Here is a 25,792-nt window from a genome sequence, read left to right on the forward strand (position 1 = left end):
TTGTCCCCGGCACGTTACGTGCCTCCCCGTAAACTTTGCCATGAATACGCGGCCAGCGCAGCTTCTGATCATACGGGCATGTTCACGCCGCAAATGCGAGCGTGGCAATGACCCATAATCCTGCGACCGACACGCACACCGCGGCGGCGTATCCCGCGAGCGTGATGACCCGCGCACGCTGGCTTCTGCGCGCGATTGAGGGCAGTTGCGCCCGCGGATGCGCCGCGGCCACGCCCCCGCTCGGGTTGTCCACCAGCTCGGGCTGCTGCTCGACCGCGATCGGGCGCGGGCCATACACGCGCGGCAAATCGCTCACGGGCCGCGTCGGCAGCCCGGGTGCCCCGGTTGCCACGCTGGCTGCGCTGGCTCCGGGTGCCCCGCTGGCTCCGATGCTCGGCGCTTCAAGCACGGGCTCTGGCACCGGATCGCCCCGATGATCAACGGCCCGCGGCTCATTCAGCGCCTGAAGCAGGGTCTCGGGCGCCGGCGTCGGCAGAGGTGCCTGCGCAGATGTCGGTACGGGTGCCACCTCAGGTGCCGGTGCTGACGCAGGCTCCGGATCCTGTGGCTGCGCGGGTGGCGGCGGAGGCGGGAGCCGCGTCGCAGGCCCGGTCAGCGGCGCTGCCGAAGCACGCACCACCGTCGCATCCTCATCAATGGACCGCTGCGGGCGCACCACCGTTGCATCCTCGTCGATGACCCGCTGCGGGCGCACCACCGTCGCTTCGGGGTCAACGGCAGATTCCGGATCAACCTCAGCACTCACTTCATCAGCAGCCGCATCACTGCGCGAGGCACGCGTCGTCAGTACGACCGTGGCGTCGGGATCAACAGCCGCGCGTTGGGGGCGCACCACCGTTGCGTCATCGTCGTGCTCGTTCGCGGTCATCGTCGCACCGGCCGCGTGATCTCGATGGTCGCGTCCATCGTTGACCCAAAGTCTTCGTGGTCGTCGTCGTGTTCTGCCGCCCCGGCGACCGTATCGACGATGACGACGGTGACGTTGTCACGCCCGCCCGCCTCGCATGCCCGCCGCACCAGTTCATCGGCGACGGCGTCTGGCCGCCCGCCCACCGTCAGCACGGCCCGAATCTCTTCGTCACTCACCTCGGTGGTGAGGCCGTCAGAGCACAGCAGCAGCCGCGACCCGGTGGTCACCGGAATCAGCCAGGCATCGTGCCGCGAGTCTTCTGAACCGAGCGCCCGCGTAATCACGTTGCGCGGTGCCTTCGCGGCATTCGCGCTGCCCGCCGCCTGCAGTTCTGCCCGCAGCGAGTGGTCGTTGGTGAGCTGCATCAGCGAGGCACCCGTGTGCTCGTAAACCCGCGAATCACCGATATTCACGACATACCAGCACGGCTCGTTGAGGTGTTCGACGAGCACCACTCCGGTGAGGGTGCACCCCGCCCCGCGCTCGGTGTGGCCCGCAATCTCGAGCACCGCCGCCCGCGCCACCTCAATGGCCGCGTCAACATCTGCCGGGCGCAGCTGCAGGGTCGTGCCCACGAGCGCCCGAAACGCGTCGATGGCCGCGGCGCTCGCCAGGTCGCCCGCCTCGTGCCCGCCCATGCCGTCAGCGACCAAGAAGATCGGCCGCTCGGCGATCATGCTGTCTTCGTTCGCCTTGCGCACCACCCCAACGTGGGTGCGCGCAGCCGCCTCGAGCACCACCGACTGGGTGGAAGAGGTTTCGTAGTGGGCGTGCAGCCCGCCTATCGTGTTCATGCACCCTCGCCTTCCGGGGCCGGCGTTTGCGGCCGCCCCAACACAATTCCATATGAGCGCAGCGAGTACAGCGCACGCAGGCGCTGCCACGGCGTCATGCCCTGGCGACGTTCATCGCCGTCGGCCTGCACCGCTTCCCACAGCGTCGCCACCTGCTCGGGTGTCACGGTCTCGCGCGCGAACACGGCCCGATCGACCTCGGCGGCGGCCCAGATTGCTGGCCTGGTCGCGAGCACGGCTGCGACCTCGCGGCGGGTGCCGCGATCCGGAACATTCACGCCAGCATCGCGCGCACGATCGACCATTTCTGCCCACGCGCCCACGGCCCGCAACTCGGGCTGCACGTCGCGCTTGCGCGACCTCGCCCGCAGCCGCTTCGCGACCGGCAAGAACAGTAGTGGCAGCGCGAGCAGCAGCGCTGCGCCCAGCGACAGCCCCACCACGCGCAGCAGCGGCCCCAACCAGGGCGCCTGCTCGGGCGGGGTATCGCTTGCCGAGCTTTCGCCTTGCTCGCCCAGGCCGATCGGCGGATCAACCTCTTGTGCGTCACGCTCCTCGGGGGTCGTGGGATGCTCGGGCAACTGCTCGCCCTCTTCGATGCGCTGCGGCCGCTGCTCGGCCTGCGGCGTGACATCGAACGCAACCCAATCGCCGCGGTCGCCCCGCACCTCAACCCAGGCCGCGAGCATCTCGCCCGTGCAATCCTGTTCGCACACGGCAACGCCGGGCACCTCGTCGCCGCCCGTGCGCACGCCCACGACGACGCGTGAGTCGTAGCCGAGAGCGCGCGCGGCAAGTGCGGCCGCGGTGGCGAACTGTTCATCGTCACCGATACCGGCCACGAGCATGCCGGCGCGGGGCTTTTCGCCCGCCGCGCTCTGCTGCTCGTTGAGCTGCGTGAACAGGGTCTCGATGCGGGCGAGCGAGTGGCCGCCCGCGCTCGATTCAAACTTGGTGCCGTACGCCTTGGCGAGCCGGTCAAGCCAGGCCTGTTCGCCCTCGCTATTGGTCAGCGAGTGGCTCAGGTAGCCGCGCTCGCGCAGCAGCTTCACCAGGGTGGCGACGCCCTCTTCGGTCGCCGAAATTCCCTGGGCCTGCACCCACCGGTCAAGCTCGGGCACCGTCTCAAGGTCGATGAGCGGGGCGTCTGAGACGGGGTCGCCGAGCGTGGTGCCCTGCGGTGCGATCTCCATCTGGGCACGGTAGCTATCGCCCTCGGTGAGGCCCTGCACGCTCGATTTCGAGCCAGAGAACGCAATCGCTCCCCCGGTTTCACGGTTGACGTAGAAGCCGTCGGCGAGCTCTTCGGCCCGCGGGCCGCCAAACGCCGGGGGCGAGCCGAGGGTCGCGGTGGGCGCCCACACATCGGCGTAGCCCTCACCGATCTGCACGGTGACCTCGCTCGCGCTGTTCAGCGCGGCGCCGCTCGGGAACCTGGTGAACAGGCCGGCGGTGCCGTCACTGACGTGAAAATCGACCCCGTCGTAGGCATCGAGCACCGCGAGCCGCAGCCGTTCAGGCAGCCCGTTGTTACCCGAGAGAGTAAAGAGCACGCGGTCGATATCGGCGTCGCGTTTCGCGTTGCGGTATGACGCGAGTGGGCTAGGCCGGTCGCGCACGACGAGCTCGGGGTCCACCGTGTCGCGCGGCACCGCCCGTGCACCCGTGTCGAGCACGGGGGCGAGCAGCGCGCCGCCCGCGAGGCAGACGACCACGATCAGGGCGCCCACGCCGCCGCGCGCCAGGCTGCCCCGGCGCACCGGGTACTCGCCCTCGGCGCGGCCCAGTTTGAGGGCGGCCCGGCGTTCGCTGCCCGAGGTCCAGGCGATCCAGATCGCCGCGGCGAGCGTGATGCCCAGCCACAGCAGTGATTCGATCGGGGCGACGATGGTCAGCGGGCCAGCCTTCAGCGGCGCGCTCACCTCTGACGCCCCAAACACGGTGCCAAAGATCACCGGTGCGACCATCGGCACCGCCGCAAATACGGCGACGCGGCGTGACCGGCCCGCCAGCAGCATGATCACAAACGCGCTCGCGAGCGCCACCAGATAGAACGGTACGAGCGCCGTGCGGTAGGTGCCCACGGGCAGGGTGAGGGTGAGCAGTTGCTTCCAGCCGAGGGCGGTGGCGGCGAGGCCGTCGCCGAGTCCCGTGATGATGCCCGACAGCGACCCGGTGTTGAGTGACTGCGGCACCGCCACCGGCACCACCGTCACAATGAATGCGGCCAGCAGCGCGGCGATCACCACTGGCGGGCTCAGCCGCCACCGGTCTCGCGCCCACGCAATGCCGCAGCCGAGCACGAGCGCGACGAGCGCCACAAGCCACAGCCACGGGGTGCGGTAGATCGGTTGCGCGGCGAGCACGCCGAGGCTCAGGGCGACCGCGGCCGCGCTCAGACCCGCAAGGCGGTGCTGCGCGGCCTGAGACAGGCCGGCTGGTGATTTCAGCGCGCGGGCCTTCGGTGCGCGGGGCTTCGGCGCGCTCGCCTGGGGCTTCACAGTCCGCTCCGAATCATCAACTGCGGCAGGTCGCCCAGGGCGCCCGCCGTAAACATGGTGAGCGGGTCGATGCGCTGCGCACGCGGTTCTGCGTGCAGCTCACACCGCACCGCCAAAATCTGCACGCCGGGCCCAAACGAAATTGAGGCGCGACGCAGGCGCTGCTGATCGGGCAGTGATCCGGTCACGATTGCCACGATCGACAGCGGGCGCGATGAGTGCGCCAGCCCGTAGGCGAGCGCCTCGAACGGCAGCCCCTCGGGCGCCGGTCCGAGCTCTGACCAGGCGTTCAGTAGCTGCTGCGGGTCGCGCGATGGCAGCTCTTCGAGGCCGTCGATGCTGGGGCGCAATCGCCCCGGAGCCCACGCCGAAGCCACGTAGCGTTCGCGCCCCTCGCGCACCGCCTGCAGCGACAGCGATGCCGCGATGCTCACACCCAGCTCAAACTCTTCGTCATTTTGGTATTCCTCGCGGCGCGCATCAAACAATACGGCGACGCGAGCGCTCTGCGACTCCTCATACTGGCGCACCATCAACGTGCCCGTTTTGGCCGTCGATTTCCAGTGCACGTGCCGCATCGCGTCGCCGTGCGCGTACTCGCGCACCGCATAGAACGACAGGTCTGAGTCGGTGAGACGGCGGCTCGACGCACCCTCGAGGTCGCGCACCAGCCCGGCCGAGTGCGGCGGCAGCTGCGTCGTGGCGGGGTGCACGTACACCTGATGCTTCTCGGGCCAGGTCACCTCTCGGCGCACCAGCCCAATGGGATCCTGCCGCGCGATCGTCAGCGGGCCCACCCGAATCACGCCGCGCACGGGCGTGGGAATCGTGATCGGCAGCTCGAGCGCGACGCCCGGCCCCACAAACGGGATCGTGATTTCGCGCAGCGCCGGGCCGACCGGCAGCTCGGCAACGGCCGGCATTACCGGGCGGGCGCCCGCGTTGCTGATGAGCAGCCGCACGTTGACCTCGCCGCCGGCGACCACCTGCTGGCGATCGATCTCGATGCCCACCTGGTAGGCACGGTTTCCCAGCAAAAACGGCAGCGCAATCAGCAGCGCCAGCCAGCCAGCGATCGCCACGAACCAGGCTTCCACCCAGGCCGACGTCGCCCCCAAAATAGTGCACACCACCGTCACCGCGAGCACAAACCAACCGAGCGTCGTCACCGACTGCGTGGTCGCGCGCGCGGCTCGCCGCAGCTGCAGGCGCGTGCGGCGCCACCAACGGTACGCAGACACACGCCTGCGCTGGGTCTGACCCATGTGGCGCGTGGTGCCGCGGGTCTCTCCCAGGCGCGTCGTCGTGCCGCGGGTACCCCGGGTGCCGTGGGTGCCTCGCGTGCCCCGGCTCCCTCTGGTGCCGTCGCCGCCTCGTGTGCCGCCCGCCCTTGATTTAAACAGGCTGCTGCGGGTGTGCTCTTCGCTCACGCGGTGCCGTTCTCCTGCGGAACGGGGGTGTCGAGCAGAATCTGACCGATCACGGCCTCGGCCGTCACCCCGTCGAACTCTGCTTCAGCTTCAAGAATGATGCGGTGCGCAAGCACACCCGTCGCCAGTTCGCGCACGTCGTCAGGGGTGACGTAGGTGCGGCCCGCGACGAGCGCCCAAGCGGCGGCCATGCGCGCGAGGCTGAGCGCGCCACGCACGCTCGCGCCAAGGCGCACCTCTGAAGCGCGACGGCTGGCCTCGACGAGCCGCGAAATGTATTCGGCGATCAGCGGGCTGATGTACACGACGCGCGAGAACTGCTGCAGCTGCGTGAGCGTGCCAATGTTCATCACGGTCGGCACCTCGGGGGTGCGCGTCACCTGCTGCAGAATGCGCATCATCGCCGCGTCATCGGGGTAGCCGATCGACGTTTTGATCATGAACCGGTCAAGCTGTGCCTCGGGCAGGCGGTAGGTGCCGGCCTGCTCGACGGGGTTCTGCGTCGCGATCACCAAGAACGGATTGCCGACGGGGTGGGTGCGCCCGTCAACGGTGACCTGCTGCTCCTCCATCACCTCGAGCAGCGCCGACTGCGTCTTGGGGCTCGCGCGGTTAATCTCATCGGCGAGCACCACGTTCGCAAAAATGGGGCCGGCGTGAAACTCAAACACGCCCTGCTTCTGGTCGTACACGGTGATGCCCGTGACATCGCCCGGCAGCAGATCGGGAGTGAACTGAATGCGCGACGACGTGCCGTGCATCGACTTCGCGAGCGCACGCGCAAGCGCCGTCTTCCCCGTACCCGGAACATCCTCAAGCAGCACATGCCCGCCCGCAATCGCGGTCGCAAGCACGAGCTCGATCACGCGTCGTTTCCCCTGAATGGCGTGCTCGATGGCATCGGCGGCGGTGCGCACCGCGTCGGCTGCCCACCGTGCGCGATCCTCGGTGAGGGGGCCCTCGGCATCAACCGTGAAGTTCGGCTCTGTTGTCATTCGGGTTCCTAACTGGTGATGAATGGTGCGTACTGCTGCAAATTTGTGCGCGGTGCTGATTCTTAAGCTGCACCGGATCCGGCATCGGCATCTGTGCCATCCGCGGCGGTGGTAGCTGTACCGTCCGCAGCGTCAGTGCCGGTGCCATCCGCGGCATCGGTACCGGTACCCGTGGAATCAGATGTGCCTGAGGATCCCGTAGTGCCGGAGGAATCCGAGGTGCCCTCCGGATCAGTAGTGGGCTCTGGCTTGTCTGGGCGGTCGTTGACCACGTTTCTAAATTCAACGCTTTGACGTTCACCGTTCTGCCAGCTCACGATAACGCTATTTGAGGTGTCAGACACTCGCGTGAATTCTAGGGTCCCGCCTGGTTCACCAACCCACGAGAAGGCAGCGCGAATCTCTTGGCCTGTTGGCGGAGTGTCATAGTTTGCCCACTCCAAAGGCACAGATGCCGTGAAACTCAGTTCGAAGGGTGCCAAGCTTGCCGGCGATAGCGTTCCCGGGTTTGAACAGTTCGGGCTGCCCGGCTTACCGGCCGGGCACTGCACAACGTCGCCAACGGTCGGAGAGCCAGCTGTCGGCTGCGAGTAAGTTACATCGCCGTCAGCGTTCGGGCTCCACTTCGGGTCGCCCTTCATCGCCCACGCATACGAGGTCGCGCTTATCTGCGAGCCTTTCGCGCTGACCTGGTACGTGCCATTGAGCTGGTCCAGTTTCACGCCGGTGAAGATCTCACCAGCCGACACGACCCCGGTGCGACCGTACTCGGTGCTGGCACAGACAAAGCCTGCGTAGGTTTCGTTCGCTTTCAGCCCGTGGCCCGATTCCTTACTGCCGGTGCACTCCTGGCTGGCGCCCGCGAGATCCATGCCATAGGTCATCTTCAGCTCGCCGCCGCCATTCGCCTTCCAACCGGGGGTCGCAAACTCCCACTCGGTCAGCCGGTCGCCCTTCGCCGTGATCGTCGCGCTACCCGCTTCGGGCGCCCCGATGGGGGTCACCGATGCCGTGCTCGTGCTATCGCGCTTCGACCCGCTGTAGTTATCGGGGATCAGCGCATCAGCCACGATCACCCTAAAGCTGTGCGAGGTGCCCGCCGAGAGCACATACTCGCCATTGCCGGCCACCGGGGTCTCGTTATCGTCAAAAAACAGCCTGATCGATACGCCCGGTGCGTCACCGATGTTCAGCTTCACCTTGCCCCGTGTGGAGTCGGTGTTGTCGGCCCACGTCATCGTCGATGCCGTCAGCTTCGGGGCCGCGGGTGGCACATACGCCCACGCCTCGGCGCCGCTCGCCGATACTTCAGACACTCCCACATCGTTCGTGGCGCGTGCCTGATAGGTGCGCTTCTCGCCGGGGGTGAGGTTCGAGACGGTGCAGGTCGCCACCGTGCTGCCGAGTGAACAGCTGCCCACGGGGGTGCCGCCGCCCGTCACCAATTCCACGCCCGTCACTGCCGGGTAAGACTGGCCGCTGCCCAGCGTGACCGAGAACTTCACGCTGCTCTCGTCTGAGTCCACCCACGAAATGTTCGACGGAGCCGCGGGGATGCCGCGCACGTCGAGTTCGATTGATCCGGATCCAATGCGGTTTTGCGCGTCTCGCACCGTGAACGTCGCCGTGCACGTGCCGCCCGGCACCTTGTCGTTTGCCCAGGCCAGGCTCGCGCCGTCGCCCGCCACCTGCAGGGTGCCAAACGCCGCGCACGCCGCGCCATCGAGGGCATCGAGCTTCAGCCCGCCGCCGCTCTTGCCCGCGAACGGATCGTACTCGCCGGGGGCCCCGATGAGTTGCGTCTGGCAGCTGCTGCCGACGGTGCAGCTGAGTTGCACGGTCGCGCCGCGCGGCGTATCTTTCGCCGCCTCGCCCACGCGCAGCACGAGCGGGGCCTGGCTGTCGCCCGCGCCCGTCACCGTGACCGTCGTGGCGTCTTCGGCACCGGGCACCGCGTCTGCACGCGCCTGCACCGACACCTGCTGGCCCGAGGTTACGATCTCAAAGCTGTGGCCGCCGCCAGAAACCGCGAACTGCAGGTTTGCCGGGGTGCCCTCGCGCTCGCCGTGCCACTTCACCATGTCCATCAGGTTCACGGTTTCGGTGGCTCCGGGGGCGACGGTGCGGGTGAGCGCTTCGAGCTCAGCGATCGGCTCCTTCGGCGCGATCTGCACGGGCACCGACAACTGGGTCCACGTGTTTTGGTCGGCGAGCTTCACCGAGATGAGGCAGCTGTCGATCCACGGTTCGCCCTTGCCCGCGGTGTAGCGCAGGGTCGTTGAGGTGGTCGCTTCGCAGGCCGCCTGCCCGCGCTGGGTGGCGAAGCGGCCAACGTTGAACTCGGCGGTATCGCCGACGCCCAGGTCTACGAGCTCGGCGAGCCCCACCTCACGCGTATTATCTTCGTCGACCTTGATCGGGGCGAGGCCCGGCACCAGCGTCAACCGCAGTTCATCGAGCGGGGGGATCACCAAGAACCCAAAGGTTTCGACCTTTGTGCCAGTCACATCGGTGCCCGTCAGCTTGAACGGCACGAGGTCGCCCTTGGCGCTGTAGGCACCCGAGATGTGGTTGCCGTTCGCCGTGAACTTCTTCGCGGCGCTGCCCCACACCGAAAGCTTCAGCGTCGAGGTGTCACCGGTCGCCCAAATCACGCGATCGGTGACCACGTCAACGCCGCCGCCCTCGAGCTCGGCGCGGTCGCGCGCCGACAGCACGGTGTCGCGCACCGTGGGTGCTTGCTGCCCCACGCGCGCCGACACCTGCACGACGATGAGCCCGTCGGCGGTGCTCAACGATTCTGATGAACGTACTTTGTAGCGGAAGGACACGGTGCCCGGCTCGGCGCTGCCCGTCACCTTGATGCGCCCCTTTTTCAGCTCTGAGGTATCGAGTCGCGCCGCAAGCTTGCGGTATTCGGGGCTGTTCTCGCCGCCGGCCACATTGGGCACGACGTCGACGAGGCTGAGTTTGCCGCCAGCTGGGTCGATATCGTTCTCGAGCGGCTGCACCACGGCCGGTTCGCCAGCCCCGCTGACGAGGCGCACGTAGTCGCTGTAGGCGATGGGAGCGCCTGCTCCCGAATCGTCATCAGTCACGATGATGCGCAGCGTGCCCGTGGCCGCGCCACCAAATTCATCGCGCACTTCATAGTTGACGGCCTGCGTGCCGGCCTCGGCCTTCACCGATGCTTCCACGCGAACCGACGAGCTGCGCGCCGAAATCGTTGCGGTGAGCTGCGCATCCTTGGGCGCGTCAACGCCGACGAGGCGTACCCGGTCACCATCGGGGTCGACGCCCGACAGCGGCACCTGCACCACGCCGCTGTCACCGGGCGCGAGGCGCACCGTGAGGGCGGGAGGAGTGGGCTCGCGGTTGGCATCGCGCGCCACCACGGTGATCTGCACCTGCCCCACGTCGCTCGCCTGGGGCGAGCTTGCCCCATAGGTCGTGTAGCTGAGCGTGTAGGTGCCAGGCTCCTTGGGAGCCAGGTATCGCAGGGTGTTGCCCGACGCGAAGGCCAGCTCGCCCTTCGCACCCGACCCGGTGATCTCGGGGTGCAGCACGAGCCGCTCGCCCGGGGCCGAGACATCGTTGTCGAGCACGGCGATGTCGGCGACGGCCCCCGCGCGCACGGTGGCGTTGTCAGCGACCGCGATCGCTCCGGTGTCGTTTTGTTCGGCTACCTGAAAAACAGTGAGCCGGCCCACGGCTGTATCGGCGCCCTCGGCGACCGTAATATCGGCCGAGCCGATGCGCCCCGGCGCACCGTCGGCGGTGCTGCCTGAAACACGCACGTTGGCGTACTCAATAACGTCGGCGCGCATTTCACCGTCGGTGACCTGTGCGCTTTGCACCACGAGCGCGCGGCTGTTGCCGCCCGGTACGACGGTGAGCACATCGACCGTGGTGTCGGCGAGCGGGCGCACGAATGCGCGCAGCGGCGGCAACCCCAGTTTGGCGTGGGTGGGCACCGAGGTGATGCGCAGCAGCCCGGTGGCTTCTTGTTTGGTGCCGAGGTCGCGCACGGTGAGCGCGACCAGAGTTTGGCCGGCCTGGTCAGCGTTCACGCGGATTCCGCCGCTGGCGCCGATCGTCACCTTCGCTGCGCCGCTTTGCACGTTCGCGTCGACGAGCGTGTATGAGCCTGACCCGCCGGTGACCCTTGTCAACGGCTGCACCGTGACCGGTTGATCAATTTCAACGGTGGTGGCGATGGGGTTCAGCTCTACCTTGGCGTTCGAGCGCACCTGCACGACGAGATCGCGTTTGGTGACCTTGCCGTGGGCATCTGCCACCCGCAGTCGCACCGCTACTTCGCCGCCGTCTGCGTTGGCGTCGAGGTGGCGTACTGCCAGTCGGCCATCGGCCGTGACCAGCGCGCGTACCGGATCTTCGTCATTCACGGGCGTCGCCGACTCGAGCATGATGGGGTCGCCCTCGGGGTCGACCCAGCTCTCGAGAATCGGCAGCACGAGGGTGCCGCCCGGGGCGAGCTCGGGGCTCGGCCATTCACGCTGGCAGCCGTCGACGGGGCACCACTCGGGTGCCGTGTTCACACTGTCGGCGACGACCTGCAGTGTCACCGTTGCCGGTTCTGAGGTGTTGACGCCGTCAGTGATGCGGTAGCTAAAACTTGCGCTGCCCTGCGCGGCCGCACCCGGCGTAAACACCAGGTTCTGCTCATCGGGGGTCAGCGAGATCTCGCCAAACTTTTTGTCGAGCCCCTTCGCGAGCCCCTCGGGCACGATCGTGAGCACGTCTTTGCGGTTCGGATCGTAATCGTTGAGCAGCACGGGCAGGGCCGCGGTCTCGGTAGCGCGCACTCCAAACGCATCGTCAACGGCAACCGGGGGTTCTTGCTCGGTGACATCGGCGACCACGATCGTGCCGTCGCGCTCCTTGGGCGGGTCAGCCAGCGTCCACTGCTCGACGGGAATCAGGCGCCCCTCGGGCACCGTCCACAGCATGCCGGTCTTCACCTCAGACAACAGGGTCGCCGAGCCATTGGTGCGAAACACCGGATCAGGGTCACCCGGCATCTTCACGCTGTCGTCAACCGCAAGCTCGGTGACCTTGCCGGTCCCCTCGCCGTCGCTGTTGCCGTCGCCCTGCCACAGGCTCGCGCCGCCCTGTCCGATCCAGGCGGCGTACTGTTTGCCCGCGACGGTGACCGGTTGCGCGGGCAGACCCTGCGCTTTGGCGAGGTTCGTGGCTTCGTCATCGGTGACGCGCCACAGCCCTTCGCCGTCGGCGACGAGCACGCCGGTGCCGTCACCCTTCAGGCTTGAGGCCTGCAGCTTGGGGGTCGCGTCGAGGGCCAGCGTGACAGGCTCTTTCGCGCCCGCCCGCCACAGGTTCTGGCCGTTCAGAGCCACCCACGAACCATCAACGATGGCGAGCTGCAGATCCTCTGCCGTAATGTCTTCAGAAATGCGCTCGGTGTCGGTGAACTCGCCCCGCGCTACCGAATACCAGCGCACCTCGTGCTCGGTGGCCGACAGCAGTGCGACACGGCCATCGGCATCGATCGCGGCGGCATCGGCGGTGAACTTCAGCGGCTCAGCGTCTGCGCCCTCTGCACCGCTTTCGTCTGCTGCTGCCCGCTCGCCCGCGAACGGGTCGATGAGGCTGAAATCTACGGCTTCGTCTGTGGCGCCAGCGGTGAGCGTGCCCACATACGCTTCGCCTGATTCGGTGCGCACCAGCAGCTGGTCGGCCGCCGCAATCACATCACGGGTGCCATCGGGCATGCGCGCCGCTTGGCTCGACGCGTCTTCGCTCGCCGTTGCAGCCTCAGCATCGTCGGCCTGCGCCTGAATATTGGCGGCCTGCTGCGCGTCTTTCTTGTTGTTCTTCGACTTCTTCTGGGTGTCTGCTTCAGCGTCTTTGCCGTTCGCAGCGTTCTCCACAAAATCTTGGGGCAGCATCGGATCGATGGCCCACGCGCGGCCGTTGCCGTGTGTGAGCACCACGCCCGCGGCACCGGCCTGCACGACCCCGCTGGGGTCATCAACCGTGCGCACCGTGTCGATCTCGGCGGTGAGCGTATTCACGCGCGCGTACTGGCCCGAGCTGCGCATCGCCCACACCGAGGGCTCCTCGCGCGGAGTTTCGCGGGCGTCATAGCCCGCAGCAACCACTGCGATCGTGCCGATCATCGCGAGAGCTGCGATCCCCGATACCCAGGTGACAATGCGCGACCGCTTCGATTGCTGCGCCATCTACAGGGCTCCCATCATGGCCATAATGCCTGCGCCTGCGGCAAGCACGACGGCGGCTGCACCCGCACCGATCAACGCTGGTTTCAGCGCGCTGTTGCCTGATGATGTAGTTCCAACGCGCGTGCGGGTACGCCGCGAAGCATCATTTGCGAGGGCTGCGCGCTTCGCCGCACGCCCGCCCTGCTGGACCGTTGAAACTTGTGGCCCACGCACTCCCTGCATTGTCACCGCGGGGGTCACCCACGTCGACTTCACGACGTCGAGGGGCGTGACGTCGAGGCCGTAGTGGCGTTGCAGCTGCTGCATTGTGATGCCGAGCTCGTGCATCGAGGTGAATCGCTGTGCCGGATCTTTCGCCAGCGCCCGCGCCATCACGCTATCGAACGCCTCATAGCCCTGTGCACCGGGCACGGGCACATACTTGGCGCGTTCGATTCGCCCGATCAGTTCACGATCGGTGCCCTTTTTGGTGGCCCGACCGAATGGGGGCTGGCCTGCGGCAAAAGTGTAGAGCGTGGCGCCCAGCGCCCACACCTCGCTTGCGACGGTGCCGCTCGTTGATCCGGTCACGACCTCGGGAGCCGCCCAGGGCAGCGACATCGCGCGGTCGGTGTATTCGCCCCGCATCTGGCCGCGCAGTGACACAATGCCAAAATCGGCGAGCAGCGGTCGGTCGGTCGTTGCCCGCAGCACGTTCGAGGGCTTGATATCGCGGTGCAGCACGCCCGATTGGTGGGCGGTCTCGAGGGCGCCCGCGAGCCTCACACCGGCGTCGAGCACGTCAGCGAGCGGCACCACGGCCCCCTTGCTGCCCGTGCGAAAGGATTCGGGGCAGTACTCCATGGCGATGAACGGGTGCCCGTCACTCGACACACTCGCGGTGTAAATCGAGACGATCGAGGGGTGGCTCGACAGCCTGGCCATAGCATCGGCCTCGGCCTCAAACGCGGCGCGGCCGTTCTCGTCTGCGACGTCGTCTTTCAAGACCTTTACGGCGACCACTCGCCGGGGCATATCTTGTTCGTACTGGTACACGCGGGCGAACCCGCCCGAACCCAGTGGGCGAACATAGTTGAACCCAGAAATATGGGGCGGGGTCTGTGCTTTGGAGCTATGCACCACACTGCCCCTTTCCTGCACCTGGATATGCCAACATACTCTCCATGCTAGACGACAAATGGCCCTCCCCCGAACCGGGGAAGAGCCATTTGTGGGAGTTCGTGTTGCCGGTGAGGGCTACACGATCAGGCTATTTAGAGGCCTGAAACGTCGAGCTGGATGCTGGGACCGAAAGTGGTCGAAACAGCGCCCTTCAGAACGTACTTGCCCTTCGAAGACGAGGGCTTCAGACGTGAGATCTCGTCGAGAACCGACGAGATGTTCTCGTCAAGCTGCTCGGCCGAGAACGATGCCTTGCCAACAATGAAGTGCACGTTAGCGTGCTTGTCGACGCGGAACTCGATCTTGCCGCCCTTGATGTCCTTGACAGCCTTAGCGGTGTCAGGGGTAACGGTGCCGGTCTTCGGGTTCGGCATGAGACCACGGGGGCCCAGTACCTTACCGAGACGGCCAACCTTGCCCATGAGCTCGGGGGTCGATACAGCTGAATCGAAGTTCGTGTAGCCAGCAGCTACCTTCTCGATCAGCTCGTCGCCACCAACCTCGTCAGCGCCAGCAGCGATTGCAGCTTCAGCTGCAGCGCCAACCGCGAACACGATAACGCGTGCGGTCTTGCCGGTGCCGTGGGGCAGGTTGACGGTGCCGCGCACCATCTGGTCTGCCTTGCGGGGATCCACACCAAGCTTGACTGCAACCTCAACGGTCGAGTCAGTCTTAGCTGAACCGGTCTCCTTCGCCAGGGCTACTGCCTCAGCGGGAGTGTAAAACTTGTCTGCCTGAATCTTCTCAGCAGCGGCGCGGTACGCCTTCGACTTCTGTGCCATGTTCGTACCCTTACTCGACCGTGATGCCCATGGAACGGGCGGTGCCCGCGATGATCTTCGACGCTGCGTCGAGATCGTTTGCGTTCAGATCAGCCTTCTTCTGCTCGGCGATCTGACGCACCTGCTCAGCGGTAACCGATGCAACCTTAACGGTGTGCGGGGTACCCGAACCCTTCTGAACGCCAGCGGCCTTCTTCAGGAGCTCTGCTGCCGGAGGAGTCTTGAGCACGAACGTGAACGAGCGATCCTCGTACACCGTGATCTCAACAGGCACGACGTTGCCGCGCTGTGATTCTGTTGCAGCGTTGTACGCCTTGCAGAATTCCATGATGTTGACGCCGTGCTGACCCAGTGCGGGGCCAACGGGGGGCGCCGGGTTGGCTGCGCCGGCTGAGATCTGAAGCTTAATCAGACCTGTAACCTTCTTTGCCTTTGCCATTTTCTTTCCTTTCGTCGAGCACACGCGTTCGCGTACGCTCTCCCGCTAACCCGGCCGATCCGGGTGGCGGTGTTGCTGCGGTACACCGGGGCATACGCGCAAACTCAATAAGCATACCCGATCATGCGGATTCCCGCACCTCTTTATCTTGTGGGCGCCTTGAGATCTCCTGCCTGTGCCGGATTCCTCCTTTGGATTCAGCTGGGGCCAGAGATTTCACCCCGAGCAGAGCCTTTCTGCCTTTTCGCTCTGTTCCTGCCGAAATCTCTGAGCCAAGCAGAAATGACAGGCCCTCTGCCAACACTTCCCCGGGCACACCCCGCACGCACGTACACACCGATGCGCTCCCCGAAGTCCCATGCAAGGAAATACAGCAAGTTATCCACACTTTGCTCGGCACTCCCCCATGCCACCAAAGCCCGAGACACCATGGGAACATGTCTCTTCTGTCCGATATGAGTGTGTTCGGCGGCATCGTTCGCTCCGAAAGACTTTTGCGCCGAGGACATTCGCACTATCGAATGAAACAAGCCATCGAGCAGGGCTCACTCATACGACCGATTCGGGGATGGGTTGCACTGCCGAATGCGAACCCCGAACTGTTATTCGCAGTGCGACATCGAGTAATTCTCACGTGCGCAACCCAGGCAGCGCGGCTAAAACTCTGGACACTCAAAACAGATGCCCTCCATGTCACGCCACGCACTCTGGGCACACACGTTGACCACTCAATTGGGGTTATACATTGGCGTAAACCCATCGTGCCCCGCCCGCCCGATCTGCTCGCCGACCATTTGGAGAACACACTCGATTGCGTTGCGGGCTGCCTACCCCATGAAGAAGCCCTAGCGATCTGGGATTCAGCACTGCAATCTGGTCTGATCGATTACTCTTCTCTGACTTCGCTACCGTTCTCTGGTCGCGCTCGCAGTGTGCTCGCGGAATGCACGCCTTTAGCTGACTCCGGCCTCGAATCATTATTTCGAACCCGGTTGCGTTGGCTTAGAGTTCCCATCCGGCCACAATCTTGGGTTCACGGCCACCGCGTCGATTTCCTCATCGGCGATCGCCTCGTCATACAAATCGACGGGCGACAACATGAGGGAGTACAGCGCACGTCAGATCGGATACACGACGCGGAGCTTCTGAAGCGCGGTTACTACGTCATTCGCCTCGGATACGCCCAGGTGGTTCACGATTGGAATAGCGCCGAAAGCCTCATCCTCGCAGTCGTGTCACGAGGCCTTCACTTGGCGCCTAAAACGCACTATAACCGGGCCCCAGAAACGACAAATGCCCCACTCCGTAGAGTGAGGCATTCGTCAGCAGTCGAAGACTTAGACCATCTTGGTGACCTGGTCGAAACCAAGCTCGACCGGGGTCTCGCGCTCGAACAGCGACACCAGCACGGTGAGCTTGCCCGCAGCAGCGTTGATCTCGCTGATCGTGCCGGGGAGACCCTCGAAGGAGCCCGACTTGATCGTGATCGTCTCGCCGACCTCGAAGTCGATCTCGATGTTGCCCTGAGCGGCAGCATTGGCAGCTGCCATGCTCTTGCCGGTGCCGGGAACAACCTCAAGTTCAACGGTGCTCTTCAGCATCTCGAAGGCCTCGTTGATGCGCAGCGGTACCGGGTTGTGAGCGTTGCCCACGAAGCCGGTCACACCGGGAGTGTGGCGAACGACAGACCAAGTGGTCTCGTTGAGGTTCATACGAACGAGTACGTAACCGGGGATGCGCACGCGGGTGACCATCTTGCGCTGGCCGTTCTTGACCTCCATGACATCTTCCATGGGGACCTGGATCTCGTAGATGTCATCTACAGCGCCCATGACCTCGCGGCGGTTCCAGAGGTTCGACTTCACCTTGCGCTCGTAACCGGCGTAGGTGTGAATCACGAACCACTTACCGGGGCGACGACGCAGATCCTTCTTGAAAGCCTTGTAGGGGTCGATCTCAGATTCGGCTTCTTCTTCCGACTCTTCATCAACGATTGCGTTGGCCGCGGCCACCGCTTCTTCCTCGGTGTCAATCACGAGGGCGTCTTCGACCGCTGCATCTGCGATGGGATCAGGAGACTGAACCAGCGCGTCGAGAGCCGCGTCGAGGTTCGCCTCAGGGTTGTTGCTGTTCTCGCTGGTCATCTGTAGTGCTTTCCTTAGCTCGAATGAAACGGACGCGCTGAACTAGCTAAGAGGCGTTCCGAAGATAAATAGCGTGACAAACCCGAAGACCTGATCAAGGGCCCACACGAGAGCCATCATAATAACCACAAATGCGATCACCACGAGCGTGTAATTGATGAGCTCTTTGCGGGTCGGAGTTACGACCTTCTTGAGCTCGGCAATGATCTGCTGAATGAACAACGCGATGCGGCTAAACAGATTGCGCTTTGCAGCACGATCGGACTTGGCGCGCTCGACGGGGCCATTGCCTTCCTCGATTTCAGTGCTGCTCACTCGGGTGTCCTTTCATCTGCCCCACCGGGCACGTCGGACGCCCGGCGGGATCTGCAGGGCGGACAGGACTCGAACCTGCAACCTGCGGTTTTGGAGACCGCTGCTCTACCAATTGAGCCACCACCCTCTGGAGACTGACGTCCTGTCACACTCTATTGCACCCTTGGGCGCAAAAAAGTTTGGTAGACGTCAACTACCTCGAATCACTTTACGCGATACGGCCCTCGATGTCGAACTGACCGACTTGCCACGCCCACTTCCGCGCGTGTCGCAGCCCTCAGCTGCAGCGCGCCCAGCGTGCTCAAGTAGGATCGTGGCGTGACCCAAAACACTCGTCTCTCAAAGAAGATTGCAGCCATCGCCGAGTCCGCCACCCTCAAGGTTGACGGCAAGGCAAAGGCGCTCCAGGCCGAAGGCCGCCCGGTGATTAGCTACGCTGCCGGCGAGCCCGATTTCCCCACGCCTCCCCACGTTGTGGACGCGGCTCGTGAGGCCCTCAACAACCCGAAGAACTTCCGCTATACCCCCGCCGTTGGCTTGCCTGTGCTGCGCGAAGCGATCGTGCGCAAGACGAAGCGCGACTCGGGTCTCGACATCTTGCCCAGCCAGGTCATCGTCACGAACGGCGGCAAGCACGCCGTCTACGCGGCTTTTCAGACGATCCTGAACCCTGGCGACGAGGTCATCCTGCCCGCGCCGTACTGGACGAGCTACCCCGAAGAGATTCAGCTCGCCGACGGCGTGCCCGTCGAGGTATTCGCTGGCTCAGATCAGGGCTACAAGGTCACCGTCGCACAGCTTGAGGCCGCGCGCACCAACAAGACCAAGGCACTGCTCTTCTGCTCGCCCTCGAACCCCACCGGCGCGGTCTACACGCCCGAGGAGACGAAGGCGATCGGCGAGTGGGCACTCGAGCACGACCTGTTCGTCATCAGCGATGAGATCTACCAGAACCTCACCTATGACGGAGTGCGCGCCGTTTCCATCGTCGAGGCCGTGCCCGAGCTGGCGAAGAACACGCTGCTCGTCAACGGTGTCGCGAAGACCTTTGCCATGACCGGCTGGCGTATCGGCTGGATCGCCGGCCCCGCAGACCTCATCAAGGGTGCTGCGAACCTGCAGTCACACATGACGTCGAACATCAACAATGTTGCACAGATTGCTGCTGCCGCTGCGCTAGATGGCCCGCAGGAGCCCATCGAAGAGATGCGCCTCGCATTTGACCGCCGCCGCAAGCTCATCGTTACCGAGCTCAACAAGGTGCCAGGCTTCCACTGCCCCACGCCCGAGGGCGCGTTCTACGCGTACGTCGACGTGACTGGCGCGCTGGGCACCGAGATCGCGGGAGTAACGCCCACGACCTCGCTCGAACTCGCTGACCTGATCCTCGAAAAGGCAGAGGTTGCCGCGGTTCCTGGTGAGGCGTTCGGCCCCTCGGGCTACCTGCGCTTCAGCTACGCCCTCGGCGACGAGGCTCTCGTAGAGGGCATCCAGCGCATTCAGAAGCTGCTCGGCGCGTAGTTCTGGCGTCTCGACGCCGACACAAAATGCTCCCTAGGCGGTTGGGCTGAAATCTTCAGCACCAATCACCTAGGGAGCATTTTTATGAGTTCATGCCCGCCGCGGGTCACCCGAGCAGCATGAGCTTTGCTGCAGGCCTAGTAGTAGGACTTCGAGGAAGACTTCGAGGACTTGTACGTGCTCGATGCCTTCACAACAAAGCGGTAGCTTCCGCTCTTCGTGGGCGCGTACTTCACGTTGCCCGCAGAGTTCGTCTTCACCGTCTTGAAGGTGCTCCAGGCCCCATTCGTCTTCTTCTGCACGCGCACCTTCACGCCAGCGGGAGCCTTGTAGTAACCGCCACCCGCGTTAATCTTCACGGTGCCCTGGTAGTAGCTTGGGCCGCTCCAGTTATAGACGTACTCGTTAGAAACCTTGGTCTTCGCCTTACCCGATGACTTCTTGACCACAGACTTTGCCGCTGACGTGGCGCCAAATGCCGAGGAGTTCGCCGGCAAGACAGCCCGCCAGGTGCCCTTCTTAGAATCCTTAATCAGCGTGCTGTATTTGCCCTTCCAGTTCATGGTGACCGTCTTCTTGGTTACCCAATTGCCCGCAGAGTTCTTCTTCTGCAGCGAAACCTGGCGGTTGGGGAGGGCAATCATCTTATTGTTGCTCGCGTCAAAGCGGGTCACGGTGCTCGTGAGACGAACTCCGCTGATTTCACGCTGCAGCTTGAGCGGCGCGGAAGCAGCCGCGCGCACGTCGACGGTCTTGTTCACGATGTTAATCGTGGGGTAGTCACTCCACGCGCTGAGGTTGTTGCTGTTCGCCCACGAGTAGTTGAGTGATCGCGACGATACTTCTGCAACATATTTGCCGGCAATATTGCCATTGATCCAGTACGAGCTGGGGAGCTCTTTAGTCACGCGGCCGGTCTGGTACTGGCTATCCGATCCATAGATATTCCAGCTATCGAGTTCCAGATTATCGCTGGCGCGACGCAGTGTAATCTCTACACGGTCCAGGCAGCTCGTGCCCTTGGTACCGATGTGGAATGCCTGATTTTCGCGGCTGACCTTGATAGTCTTCGGCATCGTCAGCGTCACTGTGCACTTCTTCGTAATCGCATCAGCAACAGGGCCCGGAGCCTCGACCTTCACGCTGGGCGCAGCGCTCTTCTGCTGAGCCGACTTTGGCGCCACAGGCAACTCGGGAGCAACAGGTTCTTCTTCAGCAGGAACGACCGGTGCGGCCGTCGACCCTTCTGCTTCTGGCGCCGGATCATTCGAATCCACGTCAACGGGAAGCTCCGTCGCATCGTCTTCAGTCACAACGACTTCAGGCGAATCGATTTCTTCCGAAGCTTCAGCCTCTTCAGCTTCGACCGCCACCTCGGGCGAGATCACTTCATCAACGGAAACAACTTCTGTCTGCTCGATCGCCGAAGTGCCGTTGACATCTTCGTCTGCCATCGCGGGTGTCACACTGCCGAGCATCAACCCCGCGATCATCAATCCAGCGAGTCCACCCGAAAGCGCCTTTGCTCGCGATTTGGATATGCGTTGTTGCTCCATAAATTTCCCCCAATGATTCCGACCGGCCCACCCATTGGGCCAGTGCGGCTATCACCCAGATTATTAAAAGCCACGCATGTCGCGCATCGGCCAAACGGACGAGATCTTCGTCGTAATTGGGGAGAAAATCTCCAAGCAATGCGCCACAAATTCCGCTACACCGCTCAGCTAGAGCCTGATGCTCACGCCAAAGAGCAAAGCCCCAAGCGTGAACTTGGGGCTTTACTGGGGGATCCCCAAGGCCATCAGCAGGGGGACCGCTGAGACTTCGGGAAGCTGTAGATCGGTTGAGGTTTCAGTCGCCTGTCGCCTCACCGATTTCAACGAATGCGCGCCGTTGCGCTTTCGCCGAGTAACAGCTTCAGGATGCCACTGCTGCGCGTGGTGCCGGGCCTATTTGCGGAGACTGAACGCCCCGATGCGGGAAGTGCTACCGCTACGCCAGGGCTGGCTCACGCTGCTGTCGCCACAACGTCGAGCATTTCCCAAGAGGGAACACCATGACCATTCAAGAAAATGGCATTTCGCCATACCAGCTAGAAAAGCGTAGAGCCCCAGGCCAAGGCTTGGGGCTCTACTGGGGAATTCCCGATTCTAGTAGGGGGAACTACTGAGCATCGGGAAGTCTTGGATCTGCCGGAATCGCAGCTGCCTGCGTTCCATCTCGATTTCAGCGAGAATGCTTTGCGCTTTTATCGCGCGAACCATTCAGACCCTATGCATAAAGTATGTCACTGCATTTGCCCGGTGTGACGCCAATTGCGGGAACCGATTCACATACTGCAGGCCGCGACCCGTTTGGGGTCCCGAGGTCACACTTCTGAAGCCGAAGGTTCCTTCATCGCCCGCACCATCGACGAAATAGAGCCGAATCCTGCCGCTTTCGCGAGGTCATTTCGCGTTATGCCGGGGTTACGTTTTCTAATCTCTTCAGCCGCTCGGGCTCGCATGACTCGCAGCTCAGTCATCACGGTAGTGTCTCGCTCAGCAAAGGCCGAGTGCAGGGTGCGCTCAGACACATTGACCGCCCCCGCAATGTCAGTGACCACCAAATGCGGCTTGGAATACTCACGCTTAATCACCTGCATCGCAAAATCAAAGGTGGTCATTGAGCTTGCTGCTTCTTTGGTCACTAACTGCACAAGTGCCCGAAACACTTCGCCGGCCACGAGCTGCAGTGGCACCACCTGCGCCATGTCTTCGAGCGTGGTCTCGCAGAGCGAGTTCACAAACGCGAGCAGCGGGGCCAGGGCCTCTCCGCTGACATCGCCGGGGTGTTGCTCGCCACGCCACTTAGGGAGCACAAGGCCCCGAATCACCGAGGTGCTCGCGTTGATATAGACGAGATCTTCGATCGGCTCCGTGGCCCGAAACGTGATGAAGCTATCCCCCGGAGGCACAAAGAACAGCCCGGGGGCGGCCCGCCAGATTGGACCCTCGCCCTCGATCGAAAACTTGTTGTGGGGCGCGATGAGGATGAGGCCCCTATCGAGAGACATCGCATCTCGCGGCCACTCGATCGTAGATTTCGGCAAGCGCGCCCGCGCAACAGTCAGCTGTGGAAACTGGACGATGCGTGCGGCGAGCCCGGTAGAGGCATCAATCTCACGAAAACTAATATTGGCTGCGGCAAGGTACGACTGAAAGACGACGTTCTGTCTCACGTCACTCTCGCCGCGAAACCTGAACGCCATACGTTGAAATGGCACGAGCTCGCGTCGTCTCGAACGACGCACAGATCTCGCGTGTTCCCGACCTTGCATCCCCGAGCCCCTTTGCTTATTTCTTGTAAGTTTTTCCCAATACTTCAACCCACAAGCCCCACAGCACATAGACCATGGTTTAGCTGTACCTAGTCTTTCAGCTTTCTAGGCAACGCATGGCGCACTTGCGCAATATGACACAAGAACTGCATCCATTGGCCGGATTGTCCCGCAAAAGCGATATTTCCCCGCCGTACCGCGCATTGAGCGGTACGGCAGGGAAACCCTGGCAGCCACAAAAAGGCTTAGTAGAACTTCTTCGCCGAGGACGTCGATGACTTATAGGTACTCGATGCTTTCACCACGAAGCGGTAGCTACCGCTCTTGCTCGCCGTGTATTTCACCTTGCCCGCAGAGTTCGTCTTAACGGTCTTGAACGTGCTCCACTTACCACCCTTATTCTTTTGAACGCGCACCTTCACGCCCGCCGGGGCCTTGTAGTAGCCGCCGCCAGCATTGATCTTCACCGCGCCCGTGAGTGTCATGTAATCGTAAGACCGCGAGATCTTGGTCTTTGCCTTACCTGAGCTCTTCTTCGCCACGCTCTTCGCGCCCGAGGTAACGGCAAACGCCGACAAATTTGCCGAGACTACCGCGCGCCAGGTTCCCTTCTTCGAGTCCTTAATCAGCGTGCTGTACTTGCCCTTGGAGTTCGTGGTCACCGTCTTCTTGGTAACCCATTTACCCACCGAGTTCTTCTTCTGCAGCGCAACCCGAGTATTCGGCATCCCGACCTTGACGTCGCTACCCGCGTCATAGCGCTGCACCGTGCTCGTTATGCGAACGCCGCCCACCTCGCGCTGGAGCTTGATTGGCGCGGAGGCAGCGGCCCGCACATCGACCACACCATTCACGACCTTGACCGTGGGAAAGTCGGTTTGCCAGTCGAGATTATTGGCATCGGCCCAATTACCGTCGAGGTGTCGATCTGAAATCTCAACGGCGTATTTTCCGGCAATGTTGCCCTTTATAACACCCTCAAGGTGGTAGGGCATGGGCAGTGTCAACGGGATTCGACCGCTTTGATATTCACTATCTTCGCCATAAATACTCCAGGTATTGAGAACTACGTTGTCACTCGTGCGACGCAGCGCAATCTTCAACCGGTCCAAGCACTGTATTCCGTTGGTATTCACGTGGAACGACTGAAAACTCTGCCCCACTTTAATAGTCTTGGGCATCGTCAACGTCACCGTGCACTTTGACGTAATAGCGTCGGTCACCGCCCCCGGCAGCCCGGCTTTCGGGACCACCTTTTCCGCTCGCGGTGCCGCGGGGCTGGGGGCCGGCGCAGCAGGAGCAGCGGGCACCGCTGCTGCCTCAGCACCTGACGCGTCATCGACCTCGGTGGCAGCCACTCCATCTTCGCCAACGGCGGCATCTTCCCCGGGGTCCCCGGGCACTACGGGCGCCCCGAGCGCCTCGGGCACCTCAGCACCAATCGAAACCTCGGGCGAGATGACGCCTTCGTCCCCGCCGAGCACCTCCGTGAATTCTGTATCAGTAGGTGCGTACTCGACCGCTTCGACCGTGGTCACCGCAGCGAGATCATCATTGGCCAGCGCGGGCGTCATTCCACCCAGCACCAACCCCGCAACGAGCATGCCGGCCAGGCCGCCCGATACCTTCCGTGCCCAACCGGGCCCTACGATGTGCTTCTCCACGACTCCCCCTTCAAGGCGACTGAACATTTGCCTCGAAAGACTACCCACGGCGGCGAGACGTTTCGCGGCAAATGTTGCCCAACTCGAGGCCTCCAGCTGTTCAGCCCACCAACTTCCGCTGAATCATTGGCCTCCCAAGGTCATCCATCCCCCAACCCTGCACAACCCTGAACACCCACCCACGCCGATACGCACCCGATGCGCACCCAAAACTCCTCCCACATTCAGGGAATACCCCAGGCACTTCTGTGTTATATTTACATGCAAGCGCATATAACTGCAGGCGCGGAACTCGCACCACCGCAGCCCATCACCACGCAGGCGCACACGAAGCCCTCGGAATATACGGAGTACACATCATGGAATTTGGAATCTTCTCGGTCTCAGACGTCACCCGCGACCCCGTATCGGGCTACACGCCCAGCGAGGCCGAGCGCATCACCGGCCTGAGCCGCATCGCGGTGCACGCCGAAGAGGTGGGCCTCGATGTGTTCGCCGTCGGTGAGCACCACAACCCGCCCTTCTTCTCCTCGAGCCCCACCACGTTCCTCGCATACGTGGCAGCCCTCACCAAGAAGATCAAGCTCTCCACGAGCACCACGCTGATCACCACCAACGATCCCGTGCGCATCGCCGAAGAGTACGCCATGCTGCAGCACCTCGCGAAGGGCCGCATGGACCTGATGCTCGGCCGCGGCAACACCGCCCCCGTGTACCCCTGGTTCGGCAAGGACATTCGCAGCTCGCTGCCCCTCGCCCTCGATAACTACAACCTGCTGCACCGCCTCTGGAACGAAGACGTCGTCGACTACGACGGCAACTTCCGCACCCCGCTGCAGGGCTTCACCTCGACGCCCCGCCCCCTCGACGATGTCGCCCCCTTCGTGTGGCACGGCTCGATCCGCACCCCCGAAATCGCCGAGCAGGCTGCGTACTACGGTGACGGATTCTTCTCGAACCACATCTTCGCCCCGAGCGAGCACTCGCTGCGCCTCATCAACTTCTACCGCGAGCGCTTCGAGCACTACGGCCACGGCACCAAGAGCCAGGCCATCGTGGGGCTGGGCGGCCAGACCTTCATTGCGAAGAAGTCGCAAGATGCCCTCGACCAGTTCCGCCCTTACTTCAACGAGGCCCCCGTCTACGGTCACGGCCCCCGCATGGAAGATTTCATGCGCCAGACCCCGCTGTCGGTGGGCAGCCCGCAAGAAATCATCGACAAGACGCTCTCGTTCCGTGAGATCTTCGGTGACTACCAGCGCCAGATGTTCTTGATCGATCACGCGGGCCTGCCCGAGAAGATGGTGCTTGAGCAGCTCGACCTGCTCGGCAGCGAGGTCATTCCGGTGCTGCGCCGCGAGCTCGCCGCTCTGCGCGGGCCCGAGGTGCCCTCGACGCCAACTCATGAGAACCTAGTACGTGCAAAGTACGGCGACGCCGAACCTCGCCAGCCCCGCCCCAACGCGAACCGTGGCGACAACGTCACCGGAGGATCCCCCTACCAGGATTCCCCCGCGCTGCGCGGAGCCGCCTTCGGGCTGAAGTAGCCCCGCGGCCCGGCAGGCACGCCGC

16 protein-coding genes, 1 tRNA gene and 1 pseudogene are annotated in these 25,792 nt (G+C 63.6%); 3 read left to right on the top strand and 15 right to left on the bottom strand.

Annotated features, from left to right (window positions below; translation table 11 throughout):
• Positions 1–82: 82 nt before the first annotated feature.
• The 9 genes from JOF28_RS06785 to rplK all read right to left on the bottom strand — a co-directional run bounded on the left by JOF28_RS06785 (position 83) and on the right by rplK (position 15,257).
• Positions 83–889: a hypothetical protein gene (locus JOF28_RS06785; protein ID WP_209705074.1), complete on the bottom strand. Its 807-nt coding sequence runs from the start codon at positions 887–889 to the stop codon at positions 83–85.
• Positions 886–1,725 (bottom strand): PP2C family protein-serine/threonine phosphatase, encoded by an 840-nt coding sequence (locus JOF28_RS06790; protein WP_209705075.1) that lies wholly within the window; start codon positions 1,723–1,725, stop codon positions 886–888. Before JOF28_RS06790 ends, JOF28_RS06785 begins: the two co-directional genes overlap by 4 nt.
• Positions 1,722–4,226, bottom strand: a complete 2,505-nt coding sequence (locus JOF28_RS06795; RefSeq protein WP_342452106.1) for a TgpA N-terminal domain-containing protein — start codon at positions 4,224–4,226, stop codon at positions 1,722–1,724. Before JOF28_RS06795 ends, JOF28_RS06790 begins: the two co-directional genes overlap by 4 nt.
• Positions 4,223–5,656 carry a DUF58 domain-containing protein gene (locus JOF28_RS06800; RefSeq protein WP_209705076.1) on the bottom strand — a complete coding sequence of 478 codons (1,434 nt, stop codon included), beginning with the start codon at positions 5,654–5,656 and terminating at the stop codon, positions 4,223–4,225. The genes JOF28_RS06795 and JOF28_RS06800 overlap by 4 nt, the downstream gene beginning before the upstream one ends.
• Positions 5,653–6,651, bottom strand: coding sequence for an AAA family ATPase (locus tag JOF28_RS06805; RefSeq protein ID WP_209705077.1), 999 nt, complete (start codon positions 6,649–6,651; stop codon positions 5,653–5,655). The genes JOF28_RS06800 and JOF28_RS06805 overlap by 4 nt, the downstream gene beginning before the upstream one ends.
• Positions 6,652–6,713: 62 nt before the next feature.
• Entirely contained in the window at positions 6,714–12,875 is a 6,162-nt protein-coding gene (locus JOF28_RS06810) for an Ig-like domain-containing protein (RefSeq protein WP_209705078.1), read from the bottom strand.
• Complete coding sequence (locus JOF28_RS06815) at positions 12,876–13,994, bottom strand: serine/threonine-protein kinase (protein ID WP_209705079.1); 1,119 nt, start codon at positions 13,992–13,994, stop codon at positions 12,876–12,878.
• Between the two features lie 134 nt (positions 13,995–14,128).
• The gene (rplA, locus tag JOF28_RS06820; protein WP_209705080.1) at positions 14,129–14,818 is read right to left on the bottom strand and encodes a 50S ribosomal protein L1; all 690 of its coding nucleotides are present in this window, start codon (positions 14,816–14,818) and stop codon (positions 14,129–14,131) included.
• 10 nt (positions 14,819–14,828) lie between these two features.
• Complete coding sequence (gene rplK, locus JOF28_RS06825) at positions 14,829–15,257, bottom strand: 50S ribosomal protein L11 (protein ID WP_209705081.1); 429 nt, start codon at positions 15,255–15,257, stop codon at positions 14,829–14,831.
• A gap of 521 nt (positions 15,258–15,778) precedes the next feature.
• Between rplK and JOF28_RS06830 the strand changes: the two are divergent.
• Positions 15,779–16,477, top strand: a pseudogene (locus tag JOF28_RS06830) (endonuclease domain-containing protein); the annotation flags it as partial.
• 117 nt (positions 16,478–16,594) lie between these two features.
• On the opposite strand, the gene nusG reads toward JOF28_RS06830, so the two are convergent.
• The 3 genes from nusG to JOF28_RS06845 all read right to left on the bottom strand — a co-directional run bounded on the left by nusG (position 16,595) and on the right by JOF28_RS06845 (position 17,843).
• Positions 16,595–17,401: a transcription termination/antitermination protein NusG gene (nusG, locus tag JOF28_RS06835; protein ID WP_209705082.1), complete on the bottom strand. Its 807-nt coding sequence runs from the start codon at positions 17,399–17,401 to the stop codon at positions 16,595–16,597.
• 42 nt (positions 17,402–17,443) lie between these two features.
• Positions 17,444–17,716: a preprotein translocase subunit SecE gene (gene secE, locus JOF28_RS06840; RefSeq protein WP_209705083.1), complete on the bottom strand. Its 273-nt coding sequence runs from the start codon at positions 17,714–17,716 to the stop codon at positions 17,444–17,446.
• 54 nt (positions 17,717–17,770) lie between these two features.
• Positions 17,771–17,843: transfer RNA gene (locus tag JOF28_RS06845), tRNA-Trp, on the bottom strand.
• Between the two features lie 191 nt (positions 17,844–18,034).
• Between JOF28_RS06845 and JOF28_RS06850 the strand changes: the two genes are divergently transcribed.
• Positions 18,035–19,237: a pyridoxal phosphate-dependent aminotransferase gene (locus JOF28_RS06850; RefSeq protein ID WP_209705084.1), complete on the top strand. Its 1,203-nt coding sequence runs from the start codon at positions 18,035–18,037 to the stop codon at positions 19,235–19,237.
• Positions 19,238–19,374: 137 nt separating this feature from the next.
• Here JOF28_RS06850 and JOF28_RS06855 read toward each other — a convergent pair whose 3' ends face one another.
• The 3 genes from JOF28_RS06855 to JOF28_RS06865 form a co-directional block, all read right to left on the bottom strand.
• Complete coding sequence (locus JOF28_RS06855) at positions 19,375–20,691, bottom strand: hypothetical protein (protein ID WP_209705085.1); 1,317 nt, start codon at positions 20,689–20,691, stop codon at positions 19,375–19,377.
• A 914-nt stretch (positions 20,692–21,605) separates the two neighbouring features.
• On the bottom strand, positions 21,606–22,457 hold the full coding sequence (locus JOF28_RS06860; protein ID WP_209705086.1) for a helix-turn-helix transcriptional regulator: 852 nt from the start codon (positions 22,455–22,457) through the stop codon (positions 21,606–21,608).
• Positions 22,458–22,801: 344 nt separating this feature from the next.
• The gene (locus tag JOF28_RS06865; protein WP_209705087.1) at positions 22,802–24,220 is read right to left on the bottom strand and encodes a hypothetical protein; all 1,419 of its coding nucleotides are present in this window, start codon (positions 24,218–24,220) and stop codon (positions 22,802–22,804) included.
• Between the two features lie 359 nt (positions 24,221–24,579).
• Between JOF28_RS06865 and JOF28_RS06870 the strand changes: the two genes are divergently transcribed.
• Positions 24,580–25,767 carry a CE1758 family FMN-dependent luciferase-like monooxygenase gene (locus tag JOF28_RS06870; protein WP_209705088.1) on the top strand — a complete coding sequence of 396 codons (1,188 nt, stop codon included), beginning with the start codon at positions 24,580–24,582 and terminating at the stop codon, positions 25,765–25,767.
• Positions 25,768–25,792: the final 25 nt, after the last annotated feature.

This window comes from Leucobacter exalbidus, assembly GCF_017834145.1.
GTDB lineage: Bacteria > Actinomycetota > Actinomycetes > Actinomycetales > Microbacteriaceae > Leucobacter > Leucobacter exalbidus.